22 protein-coding genes and 1 tRNA gene are annotated in these 15,620 nt (G+C 67.6%); 10 read left to right on the forward strand and 13 right to left on the reverse strand.

Annotation, left to right across the window (positions count from 1 at the left end; all coding sequences use genetic code 11):
- Positions 1-755: 755 nt before the first annotated feature.
- From AC5Y36_RS21390 to AC5Y36_RS21400, 3 genes are read left to right on the forward strand one after another with little or no spacing between them, the layout of a single operon-like run.
- Positions 756-1,049, forward strand: coding sequence for a holin (locus AC5Y36_RS21390; protein WP_500042971.1), 294 nt, complete (start codon positions 756-758; stop codon positions 1,047-1,049).
- Positions 1,046-1,558 (forward strand): hypothetical protein, encoded by a 513-nt coding sequence (locus AC5Y36_RS21395; RefSeq protein ID WP_500042972.1) that lies wholly within the window; start codon positions 1,046-1,048, stop codon positions 1,556-1,558. Before AC5Y36_RS21390 ends, AC5Y36_RS21395 begins: the two co-directional genes overlap by 4 nt.
- Positions 1,559-1,572: 14 nt before the next feature.
- Positions 1,573-1,722: a hypothetical protein gene (locus AC5Y36_RS21400; protein WP_500042973.1), complete on the forward strand. Its 150-nt coding sequence runs from the start codon at positions 1,573-1,575 to the stop codon at positions 1,720-1,722.
- Here the strand turns inward: AC5Y36_RS21400 and AC5Y36_RS21405 are convergent.
- Positions 1,713-2,093 (reverse strand): type II toxin-antitoxin system HicB family antitoxin, encoded by a 381-nt coding sequence (locus AC5Y36_RS21405; protein ID WP_500042974.1) that lies wholly within the window; start codon positions 2,091-2,093, stop codon positions 1,713-1,715. The two genes, AC5Y36_RS21400 and AC5Y36_RS21405, sit on opposite strands and share 10 nt — an antisense overlap.
- On the reverse strand, positions 2,090-2,305 hold the full coding sequence (locus tag AC5Y36_RS21410; protein ID WP_500042975.1) for a hypothetical protein: 216 nt from the start codon (positions 2,303-2,305) through the stop codon (positions 2,090-2,092). The genes AC5Y36_RS21405 and AC5Y36_RS21410 overlap by 4 nt, the downstream gene beginning before the upstream one ends.
- A gap of 89 nt (positions 2,306-2,394) precedes the next feature.
- Here AC5Y36_RS21410 and AC5Y36_RS21415 point away from each other — a divergent pair, with 89 nt between their 5' ends.
- Together AC5Y36_RS21415 and AC5Y36_RS21420 are read left to right on the forward strand one after the other, a co-directional pair.
- Positions 2,395-2,631: a DUF7427 family protein gene (locus tag AC5Y36_RS21415; RefSeq protein WP_500042976.1), complete on the forward strand. Its 237-nt coding sequence runs from the start codon at positions 2,395-2,397 to the stop codon at positions 2,629-2,631.
- A 114-nt stretch (positions 2,632-2,745) separates the two neighbouring features.
- The gene (locus AC5Y36_RS21420) at positions 2,746-2,985 is read left to right on the forward strand and encodes a hypothetical protein (RefSeq protein WP_500042977.1); all 240 of its coding nucleotides are present in this window, start codon (positions 2,746-2,748) and stop codon (positions 2,983-2,985) included.
- 149 nt (positions 2,986-3,134) lie between these two features.
- Here the strand turns inward: AC5Y36_RS21420 and AC5Y36_RS21425 are convergent, their stop codons facing one another.
- The 3 genes from AC5Y36_RS21425 to AC5Y36_RS21435 are packed head-to-tail and all read right to left on the reverse strand — an operon-like array spanning position 3,135 to position 4,481.
- Positions 3,135-3,581 (reverse strand): hypothetical protein, encoded by a 447-nt coding sequence (locus AC5Y36_RS21425; RefSeq protein ID WP_500042978.1) that lies wholly within the window; start codon positions 3,579-3,581, stop codon positions 3,135-3,137.
- A 25-nt stretch (positions 3,582-3,606) separates the two neighbouring features.
- The gene (locus tag AC5Y36_RS21430) at positions 3,607-4,188 is read right to left on the reverse strand and encodes a DUF732 domain-containing protein (protein ID WP_500042979.1); all 582 of its coding nucleotides are present in this window, start codon (positions 4,186-4,188) and stop codon (positions 3,607-3,609) included.
- A 14-nt stretch (positions 4,189-4,202) separates the two neighbouring features.
- Positions 4,203-4,481: a hypothetical protein gene (locus AC5Y36_RS21435; protein ID WP_500042980.1), complete on the reverse strand. Its 279-nt coding sequence runs from the start codon at positions 4,479-4,481 to the stop codon at positions 4,203-4,205.
- Between the two features lie 79 nt (positions 4,482-4,560).
- Here AC5Y36_RS21435 and AC5Y36_RS21440 point away from each other — a divergent pair, with 79 nt between their 5' ends.
- The gene (locus AC5Y36_RS21440; RefSeq protein ID WP_500042981.1) at positions 4,561-4,740 is read left to right on the forward strand and encodes a helix-turn-helix transcriptional regulator; all 180 of its coding nucleotides are present in this window, start codon (positions 4,561-4,563) and stop codon (positions 4,738-4,740) included.
- 4 nt (positions 4,741-4,744) lie between these two features.
- On the opposite strand, the gene AC5Y36_RS21445 is transcribed toward AC5Y36_RS21440, so the two are convergent.
- Positions 4,745-5,617, reverse strand: a complete 873-nt coding sequence (locus tag AC5Y36_RS21445; protein ID WP_500042982.1) for a tyrosine-type recombinase/integrase — start codon at positions 5,615-5,617, stop codon at positions 4,745-4,747.
- Between the two features lie 294 nt (positions 5,618-5,911).
- Here AC5Y36_RS21445 and AC5Y36_RS21450 point away from each other — a divergent pair, with 294 nt between their 5' ends.
- Entirely contained in the window at positions 5,912-6,478 is a 567-nt protein-coding gene (locus AC5Y36_RS21450; protein ID WP_500042983.1) for a metallophosphoesterase, read from the forward strand.
- A 13-nt stretch (positions 6,479-6,491) separates the two neighbouring features.
- On the opposite strand, the gene AC5Y36_RS21455 is transcribed toward AC5Y36_RS21450, so the two are convergent.
- The 4 genes from AC5Y36_RS21455 to AC5Y36_RS21470 form a co-directional block, all read right to left on the reverse strand.
- The gene (locus AC5Y36_RS21455; RefSeq protein ID WP_500042984.1) at positions 6,492-7,943 is read right to left on the reverse strand and encodes an aldehyde dehydrogenase family protein; all 1,452 of its coding nucleotides are present in this window, start codon (positions 7,941-7,943) and stop codon (positions 6,492-6,494) included.
- An 85-nt stretch (positions 7,944-8,028) separates the two neighbouring features.
- Positions 8,029-9,996 (reverse strand): 5-oxoprolinase/urea amidolyase family protein, encoded by a 1,968-nt coding sequence (locus AC5Y36_RS21460; protein ID WP_500042985.1) that lies wholly within the window; start codon positions 9,994-9,996, stop codon positions 8,029-8,031.
- Positions 9,993-10,598, reverse strand: a complete 606-nt coding sequence (locus AC5Y36_RS21465; RefSeq protein WP_500042986.1) for an urea amidolyase associated protein UAAP2 — start codon at positions 10,596-10,598, stop codon at positions 9,993-9,995. The genes AC5Y36_RS21460 and AC5Y36_RS21465 overlap by 4 nt, the downstream gene beginning before the upstream one ends.
- Positions 10,592-11,326, reverse strand: a complete 735-nt coding sequence (locus tag AC5Y36_RS21470; protein ID WP_500042987.1) for a DUF1989 domain-containing protein — start codon at positions 11,324-11,326, stop codon at positions 10,592-10,594. Before AC5Y36_RS21470 ends, AC5Y36_RS21465 begins: the two co-directional genes overlap by 7 nt.
- An 81-nt stretch (positions 11,327-11,407) precedes the next feature.
- Between AC5Y36_RS21470 and AC5Y36_RS21475 the strand changes: the two genes are divergently transcribed.
- Complete coding sequence (locus AC5Y36_RS21475; RefSeq protein WP_500042988.1) at positions 11,408-12,067, forward strand: TetR/AcrR family transcriptional regulator; 660 nt, start codon at positions 11,408-11,410, stop codon at positions 12,065-12,067.
- Here AC5Y36_RS21475 and hchA read toward each other — a convergent pair.
- Both hchA and AC5Y36_RS21485 read right to left on the reverse strand, forming a co-directional pair.
- The gene (gene hchA / locus AC5Y36_RS21480; protein ID WP_500042989.1) at positions 12,048-12,923 is read right to left on the reverse strand and encodes a glyoxalase III HchA; all 876 of its coding nucleotides are present in this window, start codon (positions 12,921-12,923) and stop codon (positions 12,048-12,050) included. The genes AC5Y36_RS21475 and hchA overlap by 20 nt on opposite strands.
- Before the next feature lie 80 nt (positions 12,924-13,003).
- Entirely contained in the window at positions 13,004-13,840 is an 837-nt protein-coding gene (locus AC5Y36_RS21485) for an SDR family NAD(P)-dependent oxidoreductase (RefSeq protein WP_500042990.1), read from the reverse strand.
- Between the two features lie 253 nt (positions 13,841-14,093).
- Between AC5Y36_RS21485 and AC5Y36_RS21490 the strand changes: the two genes are divergently transcribed.
- Complete coding sequence (locus tag AC5Y36_RS21490; protein WP_500042991.1) at positions 14,094-14,459, forward strand: DoxX family protein; 366 nt, start codon at positions 14,094-14,096, stop codon at positions 14,457-14,459.
- A 17-nt stretch (positions 14,460-14,476) separates the two neighbouring features.
- Here AC5Y36_RS21490 and AC5Y36_RS21495 read toward each other — a convergent pair.
- A tRNA-Ser gene (locus tag AC5Y36_RS21495) sits at positions 14,477-14,563 on the reverse strand.
- Positions 14,564-14,626: 63 nt separating this feature from the next.
- Between AC5Y36_RS21495 and AC5Y36_RS21500 the strand changes: the two genes are divergently transcribed.
- Entirely contained in the window at positions 14,627-15,604 is a 978-nt protein-coding gene (locus tag AC5Y36_RS21500) for an NAD(P)H-quinone oxidoreductase (protein WP_500042992.1), read from the forward strand.
- The last annotated feature ends 16 nt before the right edge of the window (positions 15,605-15,620 follow it).

The raw sequence follows: 15,620 nt of genomic DNA on the forward strand, positions 1-15,620 counted from the left end.
CGCCGGCCCGGTCGCCGACACCGCCACGCAGCTGGAACGCGAAGGCCACTGCCACCATCAACCGATCGGCTACAACAACGCCCCCATCCCCTTCGACAACGACTCCGGTGTGCGGGAGCTGGCGCGTCTCGTCGGCGCCGACCACATGGACAACGGCGTCCCGTTCCCGGACGGAACCCCCTGGGTGCTCGGCGTGTACAGCCAGGGCGCCATCATCGGCTTCGACTTCTACACCAACTACCTCGCACCCGGAAAACCGCTGAACCATCGGCTCGCCGACCTGCGCGGCGTCCTGGCCTACGGCAACCCGTGCCGGGCCACCGACAGCATCGCACCGTGGGCGACCAGACTGATCACCACAACCGGCACCCACGGCCTGGACCCCTACCGGCGGCCCGGCATCAACGGACTGCCCGCCAAACCCGACAACTGGATGGACGTCTACCGCGAAGGCGACATCTTCGCCGAGAACACCGACGACAAAGCCGGAGACATCAAGGCCGCGATCTATCAGGCCGTGGCCCGCGGCGACGGCTTCTCCGACCCGTACAGCATCGCCGCGCAGATCGGCGCCCTGTTCTCCACCCCGGTCGACGAGGTTATGGGGGCGGTGATGGCGATCTTCTCCGGGATCGGGTTCCTGGCTGACGGCCAAGGCGCACCGCACTACGCCCCGTACGACATCAGCGGCGGAATCGACTGGATGCGCGGACAGCTCACCGCCTGACCTCGACTATCGGAAAGGGGCATGACCAATGTCTGACCGTCCCATCTTCACCGCCTCGTTCTGGGCGGACGCCGCCGAACGCGCCATCAGCTCGGCCGCCAACAACGCCGTCACCGTGCTCACCGTCGGCGGTCTCCAACTCATCGGCGACGTCCCCTGGTACGGGGTGCTGTCGGCGGCCGGGATCGGCGCTCTGGTCGATCTGCTGCGTTCTCTGGGCGCGGCCGGCGGCGGCAACCCGGGCACCGCAGGCCTCACCCCCGCGATCGAGGCATCCGGCCAGCCGGGTGTCATCGCCCGGTTCGTCGGCAAGCGCGCATGAGCGGCGCCGAGCTGCCCACCACCATCATTGGGCTGATCGGTCTCGCGATCGTCACGATCGGCGGCATCGTGCATCTGCGGATCCAGCAGCAGATCACCAGCCGTCAGGTGCGTGATGCGGTCGGCAAGATCGACGACGTGCACGAACAGGTCCGCAATTCCCATCCGGAGACGCCGAACCTGCGCGATGACATCGACACCACCCGTGACAGCGCGGTGGCCGCCCTCGACACCACCGGTGAGGTGTACAACGTGGTCCGCGACATTCAGGAACGGCAGATCGCGCAGGACCGCAAGATTGATGCGCAGTCCCGAGAACTCGCGGCGATCCGAACGGACGTGACGGGGGTGCGCACTGATGTCACCGGGGTGCGCGCCGACCTCACCGGTGTGAGCCGGGAGCTGCACGACGAACGGCAGCGTTCGATCGAGGTCGATGCTTCGCTGTGGCGTGCGATCCAGGGCCGGCCGCAGCATCCGGGCGCGCTACCGCCCGGCGCCGTGGAGTAGCGGGGCGGTGCGTCGTGCCGCCGGTCCTGCCGCTCACCGCCCACATCACGGTCGCCTGGGAGCAAGTCAAGGCCGCACGCCAGCAGGGCGAGTATGAGCGCGAGTTCACCTGGACCAGCATGCTGGACCGGCTCCTAGACCGCTACCTACAGGGCTACCGCTGAGAAAGCAACTGCTGCGCACGCTGGTGCGAAACCCCCAGCGCAGCACCGATATCCCGCACCGTCATCCCGGCGTCACGCATCGCACGCGCCGCGAATCTTCGCTCACTTGCTGCTTCTGCCTGATACCAAGCCGCCTCTTTGGCGTACTTGGCGGCCAGCCCCAGATGGTGCTGCACCGAATCTGGAAGATCTGTACGCCACTCAAGCTCGAACGAATCCGCCGGAACCTCAAGCATCAATGAGATGAGGTCGCGGGTCATCGGCTCAACCTCTGCCAAAGTGCGGGCTTGGGTATAGAGGTCGAGGTCAAGGACATGGACAAACCAGTACGCGCCGTCGCGGGTTGCCACCGCGGTGTAGTGATTATTCATCGCCACCAGTCCTTTCCTAGCTTGGCTTCGCACTGCTTGTAGACCATCTCGGCGTAACGCTGTCCCAACTCCCTGTGTCGTGCGATCGGAATCTTCGCGCCATCGAGTTCAAAGATGGTGTGGTTGCCACCTTCTCGTATCTGAATGAACTTGAGCTCAGCAGCTTTCGCTGCCTTCTCGATCTTGCTGATGATGTCCGCCCGCTTTGGCATGGTAGCAAGTCTAGACCGGGCTAGACAAGGCTGTCAATCGCGCACTAGACAAACCACCCTGATGTAGTTTTCCGTCGAAGGGTAGCCGCATGCTGAAACCATCCGACCGGGCCTGGCTCGCCCTTGCCACCGGCGTCCTGGCCTACGACCTGCTGGCACCGCGCGGTGAGACCCTGTCGGAGGGTGCGGATCGGTACATGCTGGCCCGGCCCTGGCTCACCCGCGCGGTGGCTGCCGCGTTCGCTCTGCACCTGTGCAACGCGGTCCCGGCCCGCGGTGACCCGATACACCTGATCTTCACCAGCGTCCGCCGCTGGCGCACATAGCGTCCCCGACTCCGGTCGGGGGCTTTTCGTGTGCTGTGGCCGCAACGCGACGAGCTCGGCGGCGTCATCGGCGAAGCAATCGATCTACAAGCGCACGCCTCGTAGACTGCGCCCATGCGTGCGGTCGGTGATCTGGTTCAGCTCACGGACGGCCGGTGGATGATCCGGCCGCCGCAGCACTGCCCGAACGGCCACCCCGGCGGCCCGAACCGCACCCTGGTCGGTCACAAGCCGTGCAGCTGCGGCGGCCACACCACCTGGCGCTGCCGGACCTGCGACGCCGTCACCTACGGGCCCGCGCTGGCCGCCGGCTGCACCGTGCTCAACGGGCCCGCAGCTGTCCGCACCATGTAGCCGAAACCCTTCACACCGGCGCCCGCCCCGGAGCATCATTGAACCCGGCACCTTAAAGCAAGTGCCACGGCGCCCCGAATGGCACGGGGAGCACCCATTGGGAAGCCGCCCCCCGACAAGTCGAGGGGCGGCTTTCGGCGTATCAGGACCTATCCGCGCATCTTCGATCGGATCTTGTCCATGGTCGGCTCGGCCAACATGTACGACCCAGCAACCGCGACAGCCAACGCAGCCCACGCCACATACACCCCGATCGACGCGCTGGTCTGCACACCCGGCAACGACTCCTGCGGCACCCCGTCCTCATCCAACGGGTACATCGTGGTGCGTGCGTCCGAGGTAGCGATGACCAACAGGACTGCCGGCACGACACACGCAAGCAGCGGTAACCAATCCAGATTCTTCCCACGCCCCGCCTGAACCGCGCCAATGGCTATGGAGATCGCCGCGAACGGAATGAGCCAGCGGCCGTCCTGGATCATCGTGTTGTCCTGGATCTGTCGCCAGCTTGGCGACTCGCGATAAGGCAGAAACGTTGAGATCAGCAGCATTGCGCATCCGAACGCGACAATCGCTACGGCGACGGGATTCTTCATGGTCGGCAGATTAGCTGCGGTGTGATCACTGCGGCAGCAGTTTCGGGCAATACGCCATCACTGCGGCGTGCACGAAGTTCGTCGCGTCCTGCGTGCTCCACTTCGGCGCATTCGGATCGCTGTACTCGTTCTCCATGTTCTGCATGGCCACCACGTTGTGGTCGAACGACTGGACGTCAGGCGGGCTGAACGCGTAGCAGACGTGGTGCGCGAATTGCATCCATAGGTGCTGATAGGCGACGTTATCGGTCTGTAGGCCGTAGTCCTTCATGATGGACAGGAACGCGTCGTCTGATGTCGGCGGCGCGGGCTTGGGCGCCGGCGCCGGTTCGACCACCGTCCGGACGATCGGCTGCGTCGATGCTTCCCCGGCCGGATGATGCGCACCGAGCACGAACGCGGCCAACGCCGTCGCGCCAACAACCACAGCAGCCAGCAGCACCACCAGCGTGCGCGGCAGCGGCTTCCGGGACTCCATCGGCAACGGGCCGTCATCGCCCAACGACCAGGCCGCCGGCGGCTCCGGGACCTCGAGGGGCGGTACCAGCTCGGTCGCGTGCTCGGCGCTCGACGACGCCGCGGCGGTGGGCTGATCCTCATCGACCATGATCTACTCCAGCCTTACTCGACAATTCGCAGCGTCGGCGCGGAACCGTCCGGATTGGACTGGTGAAACACCTCGAAGGCGATGTGGTCAGCGAACTTCGCGACCCATTCGTCGGTAAGGTACCGCTTCGCTGCCTGACGGCCGATCCGCATCCGTTCGGCAACGCCGTCGAGTTCGTCGGAAATATCGTCACGCACCACTTCCTCCGTGACGATCAGCCCGTGACGATCAGCCAACATGCTCACCAGCAGACGGGCACGGTCATCGAGCCAGGGTGAGCGACGGGCAGTCATGCGGTGGAAGTTAGCCGAGAAACCTACCTGGCGGGACACCCGAGCGGATACACCCTTTCGGGCGCTTACCGTTCGGTCAGTGCAGAGATACCTGTCTGTCGCTGACGTGGCGGACAAAACCGGCCTATCCCGCAACACCGTGAAGTCGTACAGCCAGGTGCCCGGCCGCTTGCCTGAGCCGGACGCCATGATCGGCCGCGTGCGGGGCTGGCTACCGGAGACGATCGACGCGTGGATCGCGAAGCGGTCAGCACACTGAACCATCAGGCAGCCGCCATCATCGCGGCGCGAATCTCGTCATCATCGACCGGCGTGTAGATCTCGGTGGTGGCGACCGACTCGTGGCCGAGCAGGACCTGCAGGGCGCGGAGGTTGCGGCTGCCGCGGTACACCTTGGCGGCGAACCGGTGCCGGCATTTGTGCATCGTCCAGATACCTGGAAGTGCGCGGTTGCATAGTTTCCCGATCCACCGCGGCGACAGGTGGCCGCCGTCGCTGCCGGGGAACAGGAACCCTCGGGTGCCGAATCCGGCCAGCGCTGGCGTGTGGCCCGGGGCGCCGGCCAGGATGATCGCGGCCATTTCCTCGGTGATGGGGATGATGCGGTCCTTATTGCCCTTGCCGTGCACCAGCAGCTGCGGCCCGGCCGGGCTGGCGCTGACGTCGTCGGTGTGGACCTGGGCGACCTCGGCGCGGCGTAGGCCGAATTCGGAGGCCAGGCGCAGCATCACCCCGGTGCGGTCGTCGGCGGCCTCGATTCCGGTCCGCAACGCGTTCTCGGGGACCGGTCGCGGGGCGGGCTTGCTGGGCTTGATGGGATCGAGGGCGCGCGCGGGATTGTCGTCGGTGCGCCCGGTTGCTTTTGCCCAGTCGAAGAAGCCCACCGCGGTTTGTCGGTAGCCGCGCCGCGTCTCGATGCTCCAGTGCGTCTGGGTGCCGAACCAGTCGACGAGCTGCTGACCGGTGACGTCCTGGGGGCTGCCGTCGAATGCGCGGGCGATGCGGCTGATGTGGCCGCGCCGGGTGGTGCGCGTAGTCAGCGGTTTGCCGGCGGCCGCCAGGGCGCTGAGGTAGTCGGTGACATGCTGATCCCACCCGGGTGGAACCGGTAGGCGGGCTGGGCCGGTAATTGTCACGACCGACAATGTAGATTTTTCCTGAGACGTACCTGTCCCAAAGCTGGGAGTTGTTATAGATTTGTTACACGACACGCTGTAGAGAATGCGTGGCGTCGATCCCCGCTTCATGACGCCAACTCCTCCTCCTGGTCCAGCTTCCGGAGAGGCGGCCATCGATGAAGCGGCACCACAACCCCCTGCTGGGAATGGGACCACGGATCAGAAGGTTGGGGGTTCGAATCCCTTCGGGCGCACAAATCGCACGGTGACGTGCGGTCGCCAGATGTCCGGCCCGCCCGCTACCGTCCGTCGGTGGAATTCTTCACCGCCGACCTGCATCTTGCGCACCCGAAGCTGGCACACCTGCGCGGGTTCGACTCCGTCGCCGCGCATGATGCGGCGGTGATGGCGTCGCTCCACCAACTCAATCCCGAGACCGACGTGCTGTGGGTGCTGGGCGACATTTGCGCGGGCGGGGTGGCGAGCATGCAATCAGCGCTGGCGCAGTTGGGCACGCTGCGTGTTCCGGTGCACCTGGTGACCGGAAATCATGACCCGGCTAGTCCGATGTACCGAAACGCGCAGCGACATTTCAGCGCGTTGGCCTCGGTGTTTGCGAGCGTGCAGCAGGTCGCGCGCACGAAGATCGATGGTGTGGGCGTCATACTCAGCCACTTCCCGTACGCGGGCACGCCGGACCGGTTCTCGCGCACACAGTTCGACCAGTACCAGCTGCCCGACCTCGGAATGTGGTTGATCCACGGGCACACGCACTCCTCGGAGCGGCGCTCGGGGAAGCGGTCGATCTGCGCGTCACTGGAGGCGTGGGACCTGGCCCCCGCCTCGGCGGAGCAGGTGTCCGCGGTGATGCGCTGCTAGGTGAAGCTCCGCCCTACAGCTGTGCCCAGACCGATTTCGTCTTGATGTAGGCCTCGATGCCCTCGCGGCCGAACTCGTGGCCCCAGCCGGACTGCTTGTAGCCACCGAACGGCACACCGTGGTCGAACACCAGCTGGCAGTTCAGCGACACCGTCCCGGCCTGCAATCGCTTGGCCAGCGTGTGCGCCCGGCTGAGGTTGGACGTCCAGGCGGTGGCCGCCAGACCGTAGCTGGTGTCATTGGCCATCGCGACCGCCTCGTCGTCATCGTCGAACGGCAGGATCGTCACCACCGGGCCGAAGATCTCCTGCTGGTAGAGCCGCATGCCGGGGTCGACGTTGGTCAGCACGGTCGGGTGCACGAAGTAGCCCTTGCGGTCCAGCCGGTGCCCGCCGGTGACCACCTCGACACCGTCGGACTTGCCTTCGTCGATGTAGCCCATCACCCGGGTCAACTGTTTGGCGCTGATCAGCGGCCCGATCATCGAGCCCTCCTCCTTCGGCCCGCCCAGCTGCAGGTTGTTGGCCACCGTCGCGATGCCTTCCACCACCCGGTCGTACACGCTGTGCTGCACGAAGATCCGCGACCCGCACACGCAGCCCTGCCCGGAGTGCACGAAAATCCCCATTGCGGCCATCATGATCGCCATATCCAGGTCGGCGTCGGAGTAGATCAGCACGGGCGACTTGCCGCCGAGTTCCAGCATCACCTTCTTCAGGTTGCCGGCCGAGGCCCGCACGATCTCCTTGCCGACCTCGGTGGACCCGGTGAACGCCACCTTCTCCACGTCGGGGTGTGCAGTAATCGCGGCGCCCGCGGTATGGCCGTAGCCGGTCAGGAAGTTGGCGACCCCGTCGGGCACACCGGCTTGGGCGAGGATCTTCTCCAGCACCAGCGCCGACAGCGGGGTCTCCTCGGCGGGCTTGACCACGCTGCTGCAGCCCGCGGCCAGTGCCGGCGCCAGTTTGGCGCACGCGTTGAACACCGGGCCGTTCCACGGGAAGATCAGCCCGACCACCCCGTAGGGCTCCTTGAGGGTGTAGGCGTGCATGTTGGCGTAGGCGCCCGATACCCCGCCCTGCATCTGCACCTCGTAGGCGTTCCCGTTGAGTTTGGTGCACCAGCCGGCGTAGTAGCGGAAGAACTCCGCGCAGGTGGGCACGATCATCTGCGCCTGGGCCAGTGGCATACCGGTATTGAGCGAGTCGAGTTCCGCCAGTTCGGCGGCGTGCTCGTCCATCAGGTCGGCGACCCGCCACAGGATCTTGGCCCGTTCGCGGGCGGGCAGGCCGGTCCAGACCCCGGACTGATAGGACGCCTTTGCCCGGGCCACCGCCTCGTTGACGGCCTCCTCGCCGCAGTCGGTGAACTCGGTGATCTGCTCCTCAGTCACCGGGTCGATCACCGGGATCACCTCACCGGTACCGGGGCGCGCGCGGATTTCGTCCAGGATCGTGTGCGGCATGGGGCTCCCTCTCGTGGCGGCAAATGCTGTGCACTTGCTTAGCATCCGGGACAAGGCGCGGTCAACGGCGGGCGACCGGAAATCGTCAGGGGGTGTGTGCGACCTCGCCGGCCCGGCGCCATGCCCGGCGCTCGGCGGCGAAAGCGGCGCCCTGCTGCCGGCGGAACGCGGCGATGTCGTCGGCATTCTCGTGCAGGAAGCGGCGGTAGTCGGCGAGGGAGAATTCGCCGCCGGTGATCTCAACGTGGCCGCGCCCGGCGGCCAGATCCGCACGCCTGTCCAGCAGCTCGTCGGCACCCACCGGAAAGAAGCTGATCCGGTCGAAATAGCGCAGCAGCCACGGGGTGCCGGGCTCGCTCGGGTGGCGGTGATTCCACACCTGGGTGGTGCGGCCGACGAACTGGTAGCCGCCGGGGCCCTCGACGCCGTAGATACACAGGTAGGCACCGCCGATGCCGACGGCGTTCTCCGGTGTCCAGGTGCGTGCCGGGTTGTACTTGGTGGTCACCAGCCGATGCCGCGGGTCCAGCGGGGTGGCGACCGGAGCGCCGAGGTAGATGTCGCCGAGCCCCAGCACCAGATACTCGGCGTCGAACACGATGTCGTAGACCTGCGCGGCGTCGGCCAAACCGTTGATCCGCCGGGTGAATTCGATGTTCGACGGACACCACGGCGCGTCGGCGCGCACCCCGTACATGTATCGGGCGATCGCGTCGTGGGTGGCCGGGTCATCCCACGACAGCGGCAGGCGCACGACGCGGCTCGACACCGCCAACTCATCCCAGGCCGGCAGCGCGTCATCGATGTCGGTCACCAACGCGGTCACCTCGGCGCAGGACAGCGCCTCGGTGTCGAACTGCACCTGCAAGGACCGCACCCCCGGAGTCAGTTCCCGCACCCCTGGCACGTTGCGGGCCCGCAGCTGGTCGTAAAGCACCTGCACGCGGGCACGTACCGCCAAATCCAGTGCCATCGGACCGTATTCGACCAGCACACCGGCGTCGCCTGCCCGCCGCAGGGTCACCGCGGTGCCGTCGCCGGCGGTATAACGATCCAGCACACCGTCGTCACCGTCACCGCCGGTGGAGATCACGGAGCCAAGAGCGGCGCGCCGCCGCGGCCCCAGTTCTCGCGGCGACGGCGCCCGTTCGGCGCGCACCGGCACGAACCGCACGGTGTCGCCGGGCGCCAGCTGGCCGAGCTTCCAGCGGTCGCCTTCCACCACCGTGAGCGGGCAGACGAACCCGCCCAGGCTGGGACCGTCCGGGCCGAGCAGGATCGGGGTATCGCCGGTGAAGTCCAGGGTGCCGACGCTGTAGGCGGTGTCGTGAATGTTCGACGGATGCAGGCCGGCCTCACCGCCGTCGACGCGGGCCCACTGCGGCTTGGGCCCGACCAGCCGCACTCCGGTGCGATCGGAGTTGAAATGCACGGCGTAGTCGGTGCTCAGCAGGGTGGAAACATCGGCGCGGGTGAGGAATTCGGGTGCGCCGTGCGGGCCTTCGGTGACCGCCAGCTGCCAGCGGCGGCCGATGCTGGGCACGCTGTCGTGCGGCACCCGGCCGGACGCGCCTCGGCCGGCCGCAGCGACCAATCGGTCGCCTGCGCGCAGCGCCCGGCCCTGATGGCCGCCGAAGCCGCCGAGCGTGAACGTCGCTGCGCTACCGAGAAATTCCGATGCACGTAGGCCGCCGGCCACCAGCACATAACAGCGCATGCCGGGGCCGCGGATCGTGCCGACGTCGAGCACAGCACCCGCGGGCACGCGCACCGCGCGCCACTGCGCCACCGGAACGCCATCCACCGTCACCGGTACCGGGGCACCCGTGACGCACACCCGGGCATCCGCGGTGAATCGCAGGGCAGGACCGGCTTTGGTGCATTCCAAACCGGCCGCACCTTCCGGATTGCCGAGGGCCTGGTTGCCGAGCCGAAACGATAGATCGTCCATCGGCCCCGACGGCGGTACCCCGACATGCCAGTACCCGGCGCGGCCGGGCCAGTCCTGCACGGTGGTGAGCATGCCGGGCCGGAGCACCTCGATGCCGATCATTCCCGGGTGATCACCATTCGCACCGGGGTCGGGTCAAAACCATTGCAGGGGTTGTTGATCTGCGGGCAGTTCGACACCAGCACGAGCGTGTCGACGGTGGCCTGCAGGGTCAGGCTCTTGCCGGGTGCCGACCGTCCGTCGACGATGCCCAGCGTGCCGTCATCCTCGACCGGAACGTTCATGAACCAGTTGATGTTGGACACCAGGTCACGTTTGCCCAGACCCCACCGTGCGCCCTCGGCCAGGAAGTTCTCCACACACGCGTGCTGGTGGGCGGTGTGATGCCCGTAGCGCAGCGTGTTGGACTCCTGGGAGCAGGCGCCGGCGATGGTGTCGTGGTTACCGACGTCGTCGGCGACGACGGTCATCAGCGCGGTCCCGTCGGCCGCGCGCAGCACCGAACCGGTGCTGAGGAAGATATTGCGTTGCGCCGCCACGGTGGCCTGCGCGCTGTAGCGGCGGGTGTGGTCGGCGGCGTCATAAAGCAGGCAGTCCACCGCCTGGTTGCCGTGCAGGTCGATGATCTGGAGGCGATCCCCGGCCTGCACCGCGGCCGACCACGGTGCGCAGGCCGGCACCACCTCGTCGCAGATGGTCAGCATGCGCGCAGCACCGCCTCGGTATTGTCCACGGCGCGTTGATATTCCGGATCCTGGTTGATCCGCGTGGCCAGCTCCTGGTCGGCACGCCAGGCCAGCACGTCCAGCACGGTCGGCGATGGGTCGGGATCCAGCGGGTGGGCGGTGTTGGCCAACACCAGCAGCACCGGCAGTTCGATCAGCAGATCCACCGCAGCCCCGGGCCCGGCGGATCCGGTGAACCCCAGCGCGCCGGATGCGGGGTCGACACGTGTGCCGCGGAACAACGCCAGCGACGGAGCGACGTCGCGGATGTCGAGGTCGTGCTTGAGCCCGCCCAGGAGCAGCAGCCGACGCCCGTCGGTGGTGGGGCCGCACAGCAGGTCGTGGTGGCCGGAGGAATCGGCGACGACGGTCGCCAGCAGACGGCCCTGATCGGACAGCAGCGGATGACCCGCGCTCAGGTATGCCTGCCACGGCACCTTCATGGTGTCGGCGACATTGAGCCGCTCCCACGGTGCCTCGGCCCGATACAGCAGCAGATGCCCGCACGCGCCGCCGTCCGGGTCGATCAGCCGGACGCGGCTGCCGCGTGCCAGCACCTTGGTGGCATAGCCGTTGGGCGGGATCGACTCGGCCCAGGTCAGCGCCGACGGGTCGAGGCCATCGGGTGCCTCGGGCAGCCGCATCGAGGCCTGTAGCGCCTGGGCGCGGGCGTGGGATCGGGCGCCGCTGGTCGAATCCGTGCTCACCGCGTGTCTCCTCTCGACACTGCGCACCCTAGTATGATTACCTATCATACGATAGAAATAATGCCGGGGGAGGATGTGCCCATGCAGAGCGACAAGCGTGGGCGCCCCCGACTGGTGGCGGCCCGGCGGCCGGGGGAGAGCGCCACAGACGAGATCCTCGACGCCGCCGCCGAACTGTTCACTACGGTCGGCTACGCCACCACCTCGACGCGGCGCATCGCCGACGCGGTCGGCGTCAGGCAGGCGTCGCTGTATCACCACTTCGCCACCAAGGCCGACATCCTTGACGCGCTGCTGGCCGACACCGTGGACACCTCGCTGCAGCTGGCCGGTGAGCTGCTGGCCGAGTCCGGGCCCCCCGCGGCACGGTTACACACCCTGGTCGTTGCCGACACACAACTGCTGTGCGGTGCGAAGTGGAATCTGGGCGCGCTGTATCTGCTGCCGGACCTGCGCACCGAGCGTTTCGATGCGTTCCGGCGGCGCCGCGCCGAACTGCGGGGCCACTACCGGAAGTTGTCCCGGGCCGTGATCGCGTTATGCCAGGGCCCGGCCGGCGCCGACGATCTGCCGTTTCGATTGGTCGAGTCCGCGATCAACCAGCGTTCCGACGACGGCAGCTGTCCCCCCGATCACCCCTGGACGACGGCTCAGGGCGCGCTACGGGTCCTGGGGTGGGACGGCGACGTCGCCGAACTGCGCGCGGCGACGCAATCGCGGATCAGCTTGCGGCGGCGTTGACCAGACACTCCGCGGCAAGCAGTCCGAGCCCATTGGAGGCCAGCGGGCTGTCGCCGGTGAGAAGCCGGCGGTCCTGGTGGACCTTGCCGGTCATGTCGTCGTTGACCACGGTCAACCCCTGCTCGCGCAGCCGCTCGGCTACCAGCCACCGCAATCGGCCTGGCAGATAACCGATCTCGAGATTCGGGCCTTCGTCCAGCGCGTCGGGAAAGACGCACACCTCATATCCGTTGAACGGCGATTCCCCCTTGCCCAGCGCGGCGGCCAGCAACGACGCCGGGCCGTGGCACAAGGTGATGACGAACCTGTCGTTGGCCAACGCCCAGTCCAGCGTCTGCTCGACCGCCGTGCTGTCCGGCAGTCCGACCACCGCCCCGTGCCCGCCCGGTATGAAAACGGCGAGGTAGTCCGAGTCCGGGCCCAGCTCGTCGGCGACGACGTCGGCAAGCTTCTTGGGTTGGGTGAGTTTGGGTTTGAGCGCCGCGTAGGTCGCCAAGACGGCCTCGTCCTCGCGCGGCATCGCCCACTGTTCGAGCTTGACCGGATAGCCCGCGACGGTGGCCACGTCGACCTCGAAGCCGGCCTCCATCAGGTGGTGGCAGGGCAGCAGCATCTCCACCGGATGGTTGCCGGTGGAGAACAGCTTGCCGTTCTGCAGCGGCAGGTAGCGTTCCTCGGTGCCGATCATCAGCACCTTCCATCGGCCCCCGGTATAGGCGCCCTTGTGCTGCACCCCGGCGAAGTTGGTCTTCGGCGGAACGTACTGACTCAGCGAATACGGGGACGGAAAGAACGCATTGTCTTCGGCCCGATCCGGTGTCGGGACCTTGCTCAGCACTTCGGTGTTCGGCGACATGCGGTTGACCCCCAGTCCGGCTGCACGAGCTCGACCACGATCCTTCCACGGATCTCGCCGCGCGGCAGCCGAGCCGCCGGCTAGGTGCGCGACCGCGGGGCGCTGCGGGTACGCAACTGCTCGCCGCGGGCGGTCATCGCCGCCCCGACCATCTCCGGCTGGGTCAGCAGGTAGAAATCGCCCGCCGCCGCCTGGGCGAACACCCGCTCGGCGGCTTCGACCGGCGGCATCGCGGCGGCGCGGACCTTCAGCATCGCTGCCCGCTCGGCGTCCGATGCCGACGCGTCCCCACCGCCGTCGACCCCGCCCGCGGACAAGAAGATGTTGCTGGTCACCGCGCCCGGCAAGACCGCGGCCACGGTGATGTCCAACCCGGCGGCCTGCACGTCGACCAGGAGGTTTTCGGTGAGCGCCAGGACCGCGTGCTTGCTGACGATGTAGGGGGCCTGGCGCGCCGCGACCGCCACACCGCCGATCGAGGACAGGTTCCAGATGTGGGCGGGCACGCCGGCCGCGGCCATCCGCGGCACGAACGCCTTCACTCCGTTGAATACTCCCGTCACATTGATGTCGAGTAGTCGCTGCCAGTTCTCCACCGGGGTGTCCCAGAGGAATCCGAACTGTTCGATTCCCGCGTTGTTGATCAGCAGCGTCACCGGCCCGAGTTCGCCGTACACGGTGTCGGCCCACGCCTGCACCTGCGCGAGGTCACGCACATCGACCCGGTGCGCGACGGCGACTGCTCCCGCGTGGGCGAGCTCGCCGACCACGCTTTCCGCGGCCGCCAAGTCGACATCGGCGATCGCCACCTTCATGCCGATCGATGCCGCGTATCGGGCCAACCCTTCGCCGACGCCGGCGCCGCCGCCGGTGATGGCGAGTACTCCGCCGCCGTACCGCTGTTCCGCAGTGGTCATCCGTCGTCCTCCTCGCTGCCGAGTGCACCGGGACACTACGCGGACGCGGGTGATCTTCGGACTGCTGCTTCCCACTGACCGGGACCGCGGGCACGCGGCGGCATGCACTGAAATCGACGTCCAGATTCACCTATAGCCCCGGAATCCGGAGGATTTCGGAATTTGGACGTCGTTTTCAGCCGACATCGCGGTGTCACAGAACGCCGACCCGTCTCGTCTCACCCACATAGCCGGAAAACAGAAGGAGATAGTCATGAACACCGCACTATGGACCGCTCAACTGGTGTTGGCCGCGGTCTTCGCCGCATCCGGATCCGCCAAGCTGACGATGAGCAGGGAGCGGATGCTCGCCACCGGGCAAACCGGGGTCGCCATGTTCCCGACACCGGTGGTGCGTTTCACCGCGGCGATGGAACTGCTCGCGGCCGTCGGGCTGGTGGCGCCGGGTCTGGCGGGCATCGGCACGGTGCTGACACCGGTGGCCGCGGCGGGCTTGTGCGTGGTGATGATCGGCGCAGCCTGGGCGCACAGCCGACTCCACGAACCGGCCAGCGTCGCCCTCAACGCCGTGTTGTTCGCCTTGGCCGCTTTCGTGATCCTCGGCCGCGCTCTGTACTGAAAACCATCCCTGACCTGCGGTGGCGGAGGGATTTGAACCCCCGGTCGGGTTTAGCCGACTCTCGCTTTCAAGGCGAGTGCATTAGGCCGCTCTGCCACGCCACCGTCGACAAGCGTAGCGATCGGCGCCGGGCCGGTTGGCGGCCAGCCGGTAGTAGCGTGTCCGGAATGCACGCGATCGTCGCGGAGTCCGCCACCGAGCTGCGCTGGCAAGAAGTGCCCGACGTGTCGCCGGGCCCCGACGAGGTGCTGATCACCGTCGCGGCCGCCGGCGTCAACCGCGCCGACCTGCTACAGGCCGCCGGCCGTTACCCGCCGCCGCCGGGCGCCAGCGAGATCATCGGCATGGAGGTGTCCGGGGTGATCGCCGCGCTGGGCGCGGGCGTCACGCAATGGACTGTCGGGCAACCGGTCTGTGCCCTGCTGGCGGGCGGCGGGTATGCCGAGCAGGCCGCGGTGCCGGCCGCCCAGGTGATGCCGGTGCCAGACGGCGTCGCACTGGTGGATGCCGCCGGCCTGCCGGAAGTGGCGTGCACGGTGTGGTCCAACCTGGTGATGACCGCCGGTTTGGCCGCCGAGCAGTGGCTGCTGGTCCACGGCGGTGCCAGCGGGGTCGGCAGCCACGCCATTCAGGTCGCGCGGGCACTGGGGGCGCGGGTGGCGGTCACCGCCGGGTCGCACGACAAGCTGCAGCTGTGCCGCGACCTGGGCGCCGAACTCACCATCTCCTACCGCGACGAGGACTTCGTCGCACAGGTGTCGGGGGCCACCGGCGGCGCGGGTGCCGACGTGATCCTAGACATCATGGGCGCGGCCTATCTGGACCGCAATATCGACGCGCTCGCCCTCGATGGCCAGCTCGTCGTCATCGGCATGCAAGGCGGGGTGAAGGCCGAACTCAACCTGGGCAAGCTGCTCGGCAAGCGGGCCCGGGTGATCGGCACGACGTTGCGCGCGCGCCCGGTGAGCGGACCGCACGGCAAGGGTGCCGTCGTCGAGGCGGTGACCGCATCGGTGTGGCCGATGATCGCCGACGGCCGGGTCGCGCCGGTGATCGGGGCGCGGCTGCCGATCGAAGAGGCCGCCGATGCGCATCGGCTACTGGCGTCGGGCGAGGTGGCCGGCAAGGTGCTGCTGACTCTCTAGGGCGAGCTCTTTAGGG

This window comes from Mycobacterium sp. NGS50 (assembly GCF_059812545.1).

Bases quoted from the DNA above. Each gene is read 5' to 3' on its own strand.
- AC5Y36_RS21390 (WP_500042971.1), top strand. From the start codon at position 756: ATGTCTGACCGTCCCATCTTCACCGCCTCGTTCTGGGCGGACGCCGCC.
- AC5Y36_RS21430 (WP_500042979.1), bottom strand. From the start codon at position 4,188: ATGGTCGATGAGGATCAGCCCACCGCCGCGGCGTCGTCGAGCGCCGAG.
- AC5Y36_RS21420 (WP_500042977.1), top strand. From the start codon at position 2,746: ATGCGTGCGGTCGGTGATCTGGTTCAGCTCACGGACGGCCGGTGGATG.
- AC5Y36_RS21500 (WP_500042992.1), top strand. From the start codon at position 14,627: ATGCACGCGATCGTCGCGGAGTCCGCCACCGAGCTGCGCTGGCAAGAA.
- AC5Y36_RS21395 (WP_500042972.1), top strand. From the start codon at position 1,046: ATGAGCGGCGCCGAGCTGCCCACCACCATCATTGGGCTGATCGGTCTC.
- AC5Y36_RS21490 (WP_500042991.1), top strand. From the start codon at position 14,094: ATGAACACCGCACTATGGACCGCTCAACTGGTGTTGGCCGCGGTCTTC.
- AC5Y36_RS21475 (WP_500042988.1), top strand. From the start codon at position 11,408: ATGCAGAGCGACAAGCGTGGGCGCCCCCGACTGGTGGCGGCCCGGCGG.
- AC5Y36_RS21405 (WP_500042974.1), bottom strand. From the start codon at position 2,093: ATGAATAATCACTACACCGCGGTGGCAACCCGCGACGGCGCGTACTGG.
- AC5Y36_RS21465 (WP_500042986.1), bottom strand. From the start codon at position 10,598: ATGCTGACCATCTGCGACGAGGTGGTGCCGGCCTGCGCACCGTGGTCG.
- AC5Y36_RS21410 (WP_500042975.1), bottom strand. From the start codon at position 2,305: ATGCCAAAGCGGGCGGACATCATCAGCAAGATCGAGAAGGCAGCGAAA.
- AC5Y36_RS21435 (WP_500042980.1), bottom strand. From the start codon at position 4,481: ATGACTGCCCGTCGCTCACCCTGGCTCGATGACCGTGCCCGTCTGCTG.
- AC5Y36_RS21415 (WP_500042976.1), top strand. From the start codon at position 2,395: ATGCTGAAACCATCCGACCGGGCCTGGCTCGCCCTTGCCACCGGCGTC.
- AC5Y36_RS21425 (WP_500042978.1), bottom strand. From the start codon at position 3,581: ATGAAGAATCCCGTCGCCGTAGCGATTGTCGCGTTCGGATGCGCAATG.
- AC5Y36_RS21460 (WP_500042985.1), bottom strand. From the start codon at position 9,996: ATGATCGGCATCGAGGTGCTCCGGCCCGGCATGCTCACCACCGTGCAG.
- AC5Y36_RS21455 (WP_500042984.1), bottom strand. From the start codon at position 7,943: ATGCCGCACACGATCCTGGACGAAATCCGCGCGCGCCCCGGTACCGGT.
- hchA (WP_500042989.1), bottom strand. From the start codon at position 12,923: ATGTCGCCGAACACCGAAGTGCTGAGCAAGGTCCCGACACCGGATCGG.
- AC5Y36_RS21485 (WP_500042990.1), bottom strand. From the start codon at position 13,840: ATGACCACTGCGGAACAGCGGTACGGCGGCGGAGTACTCGCCATCACC.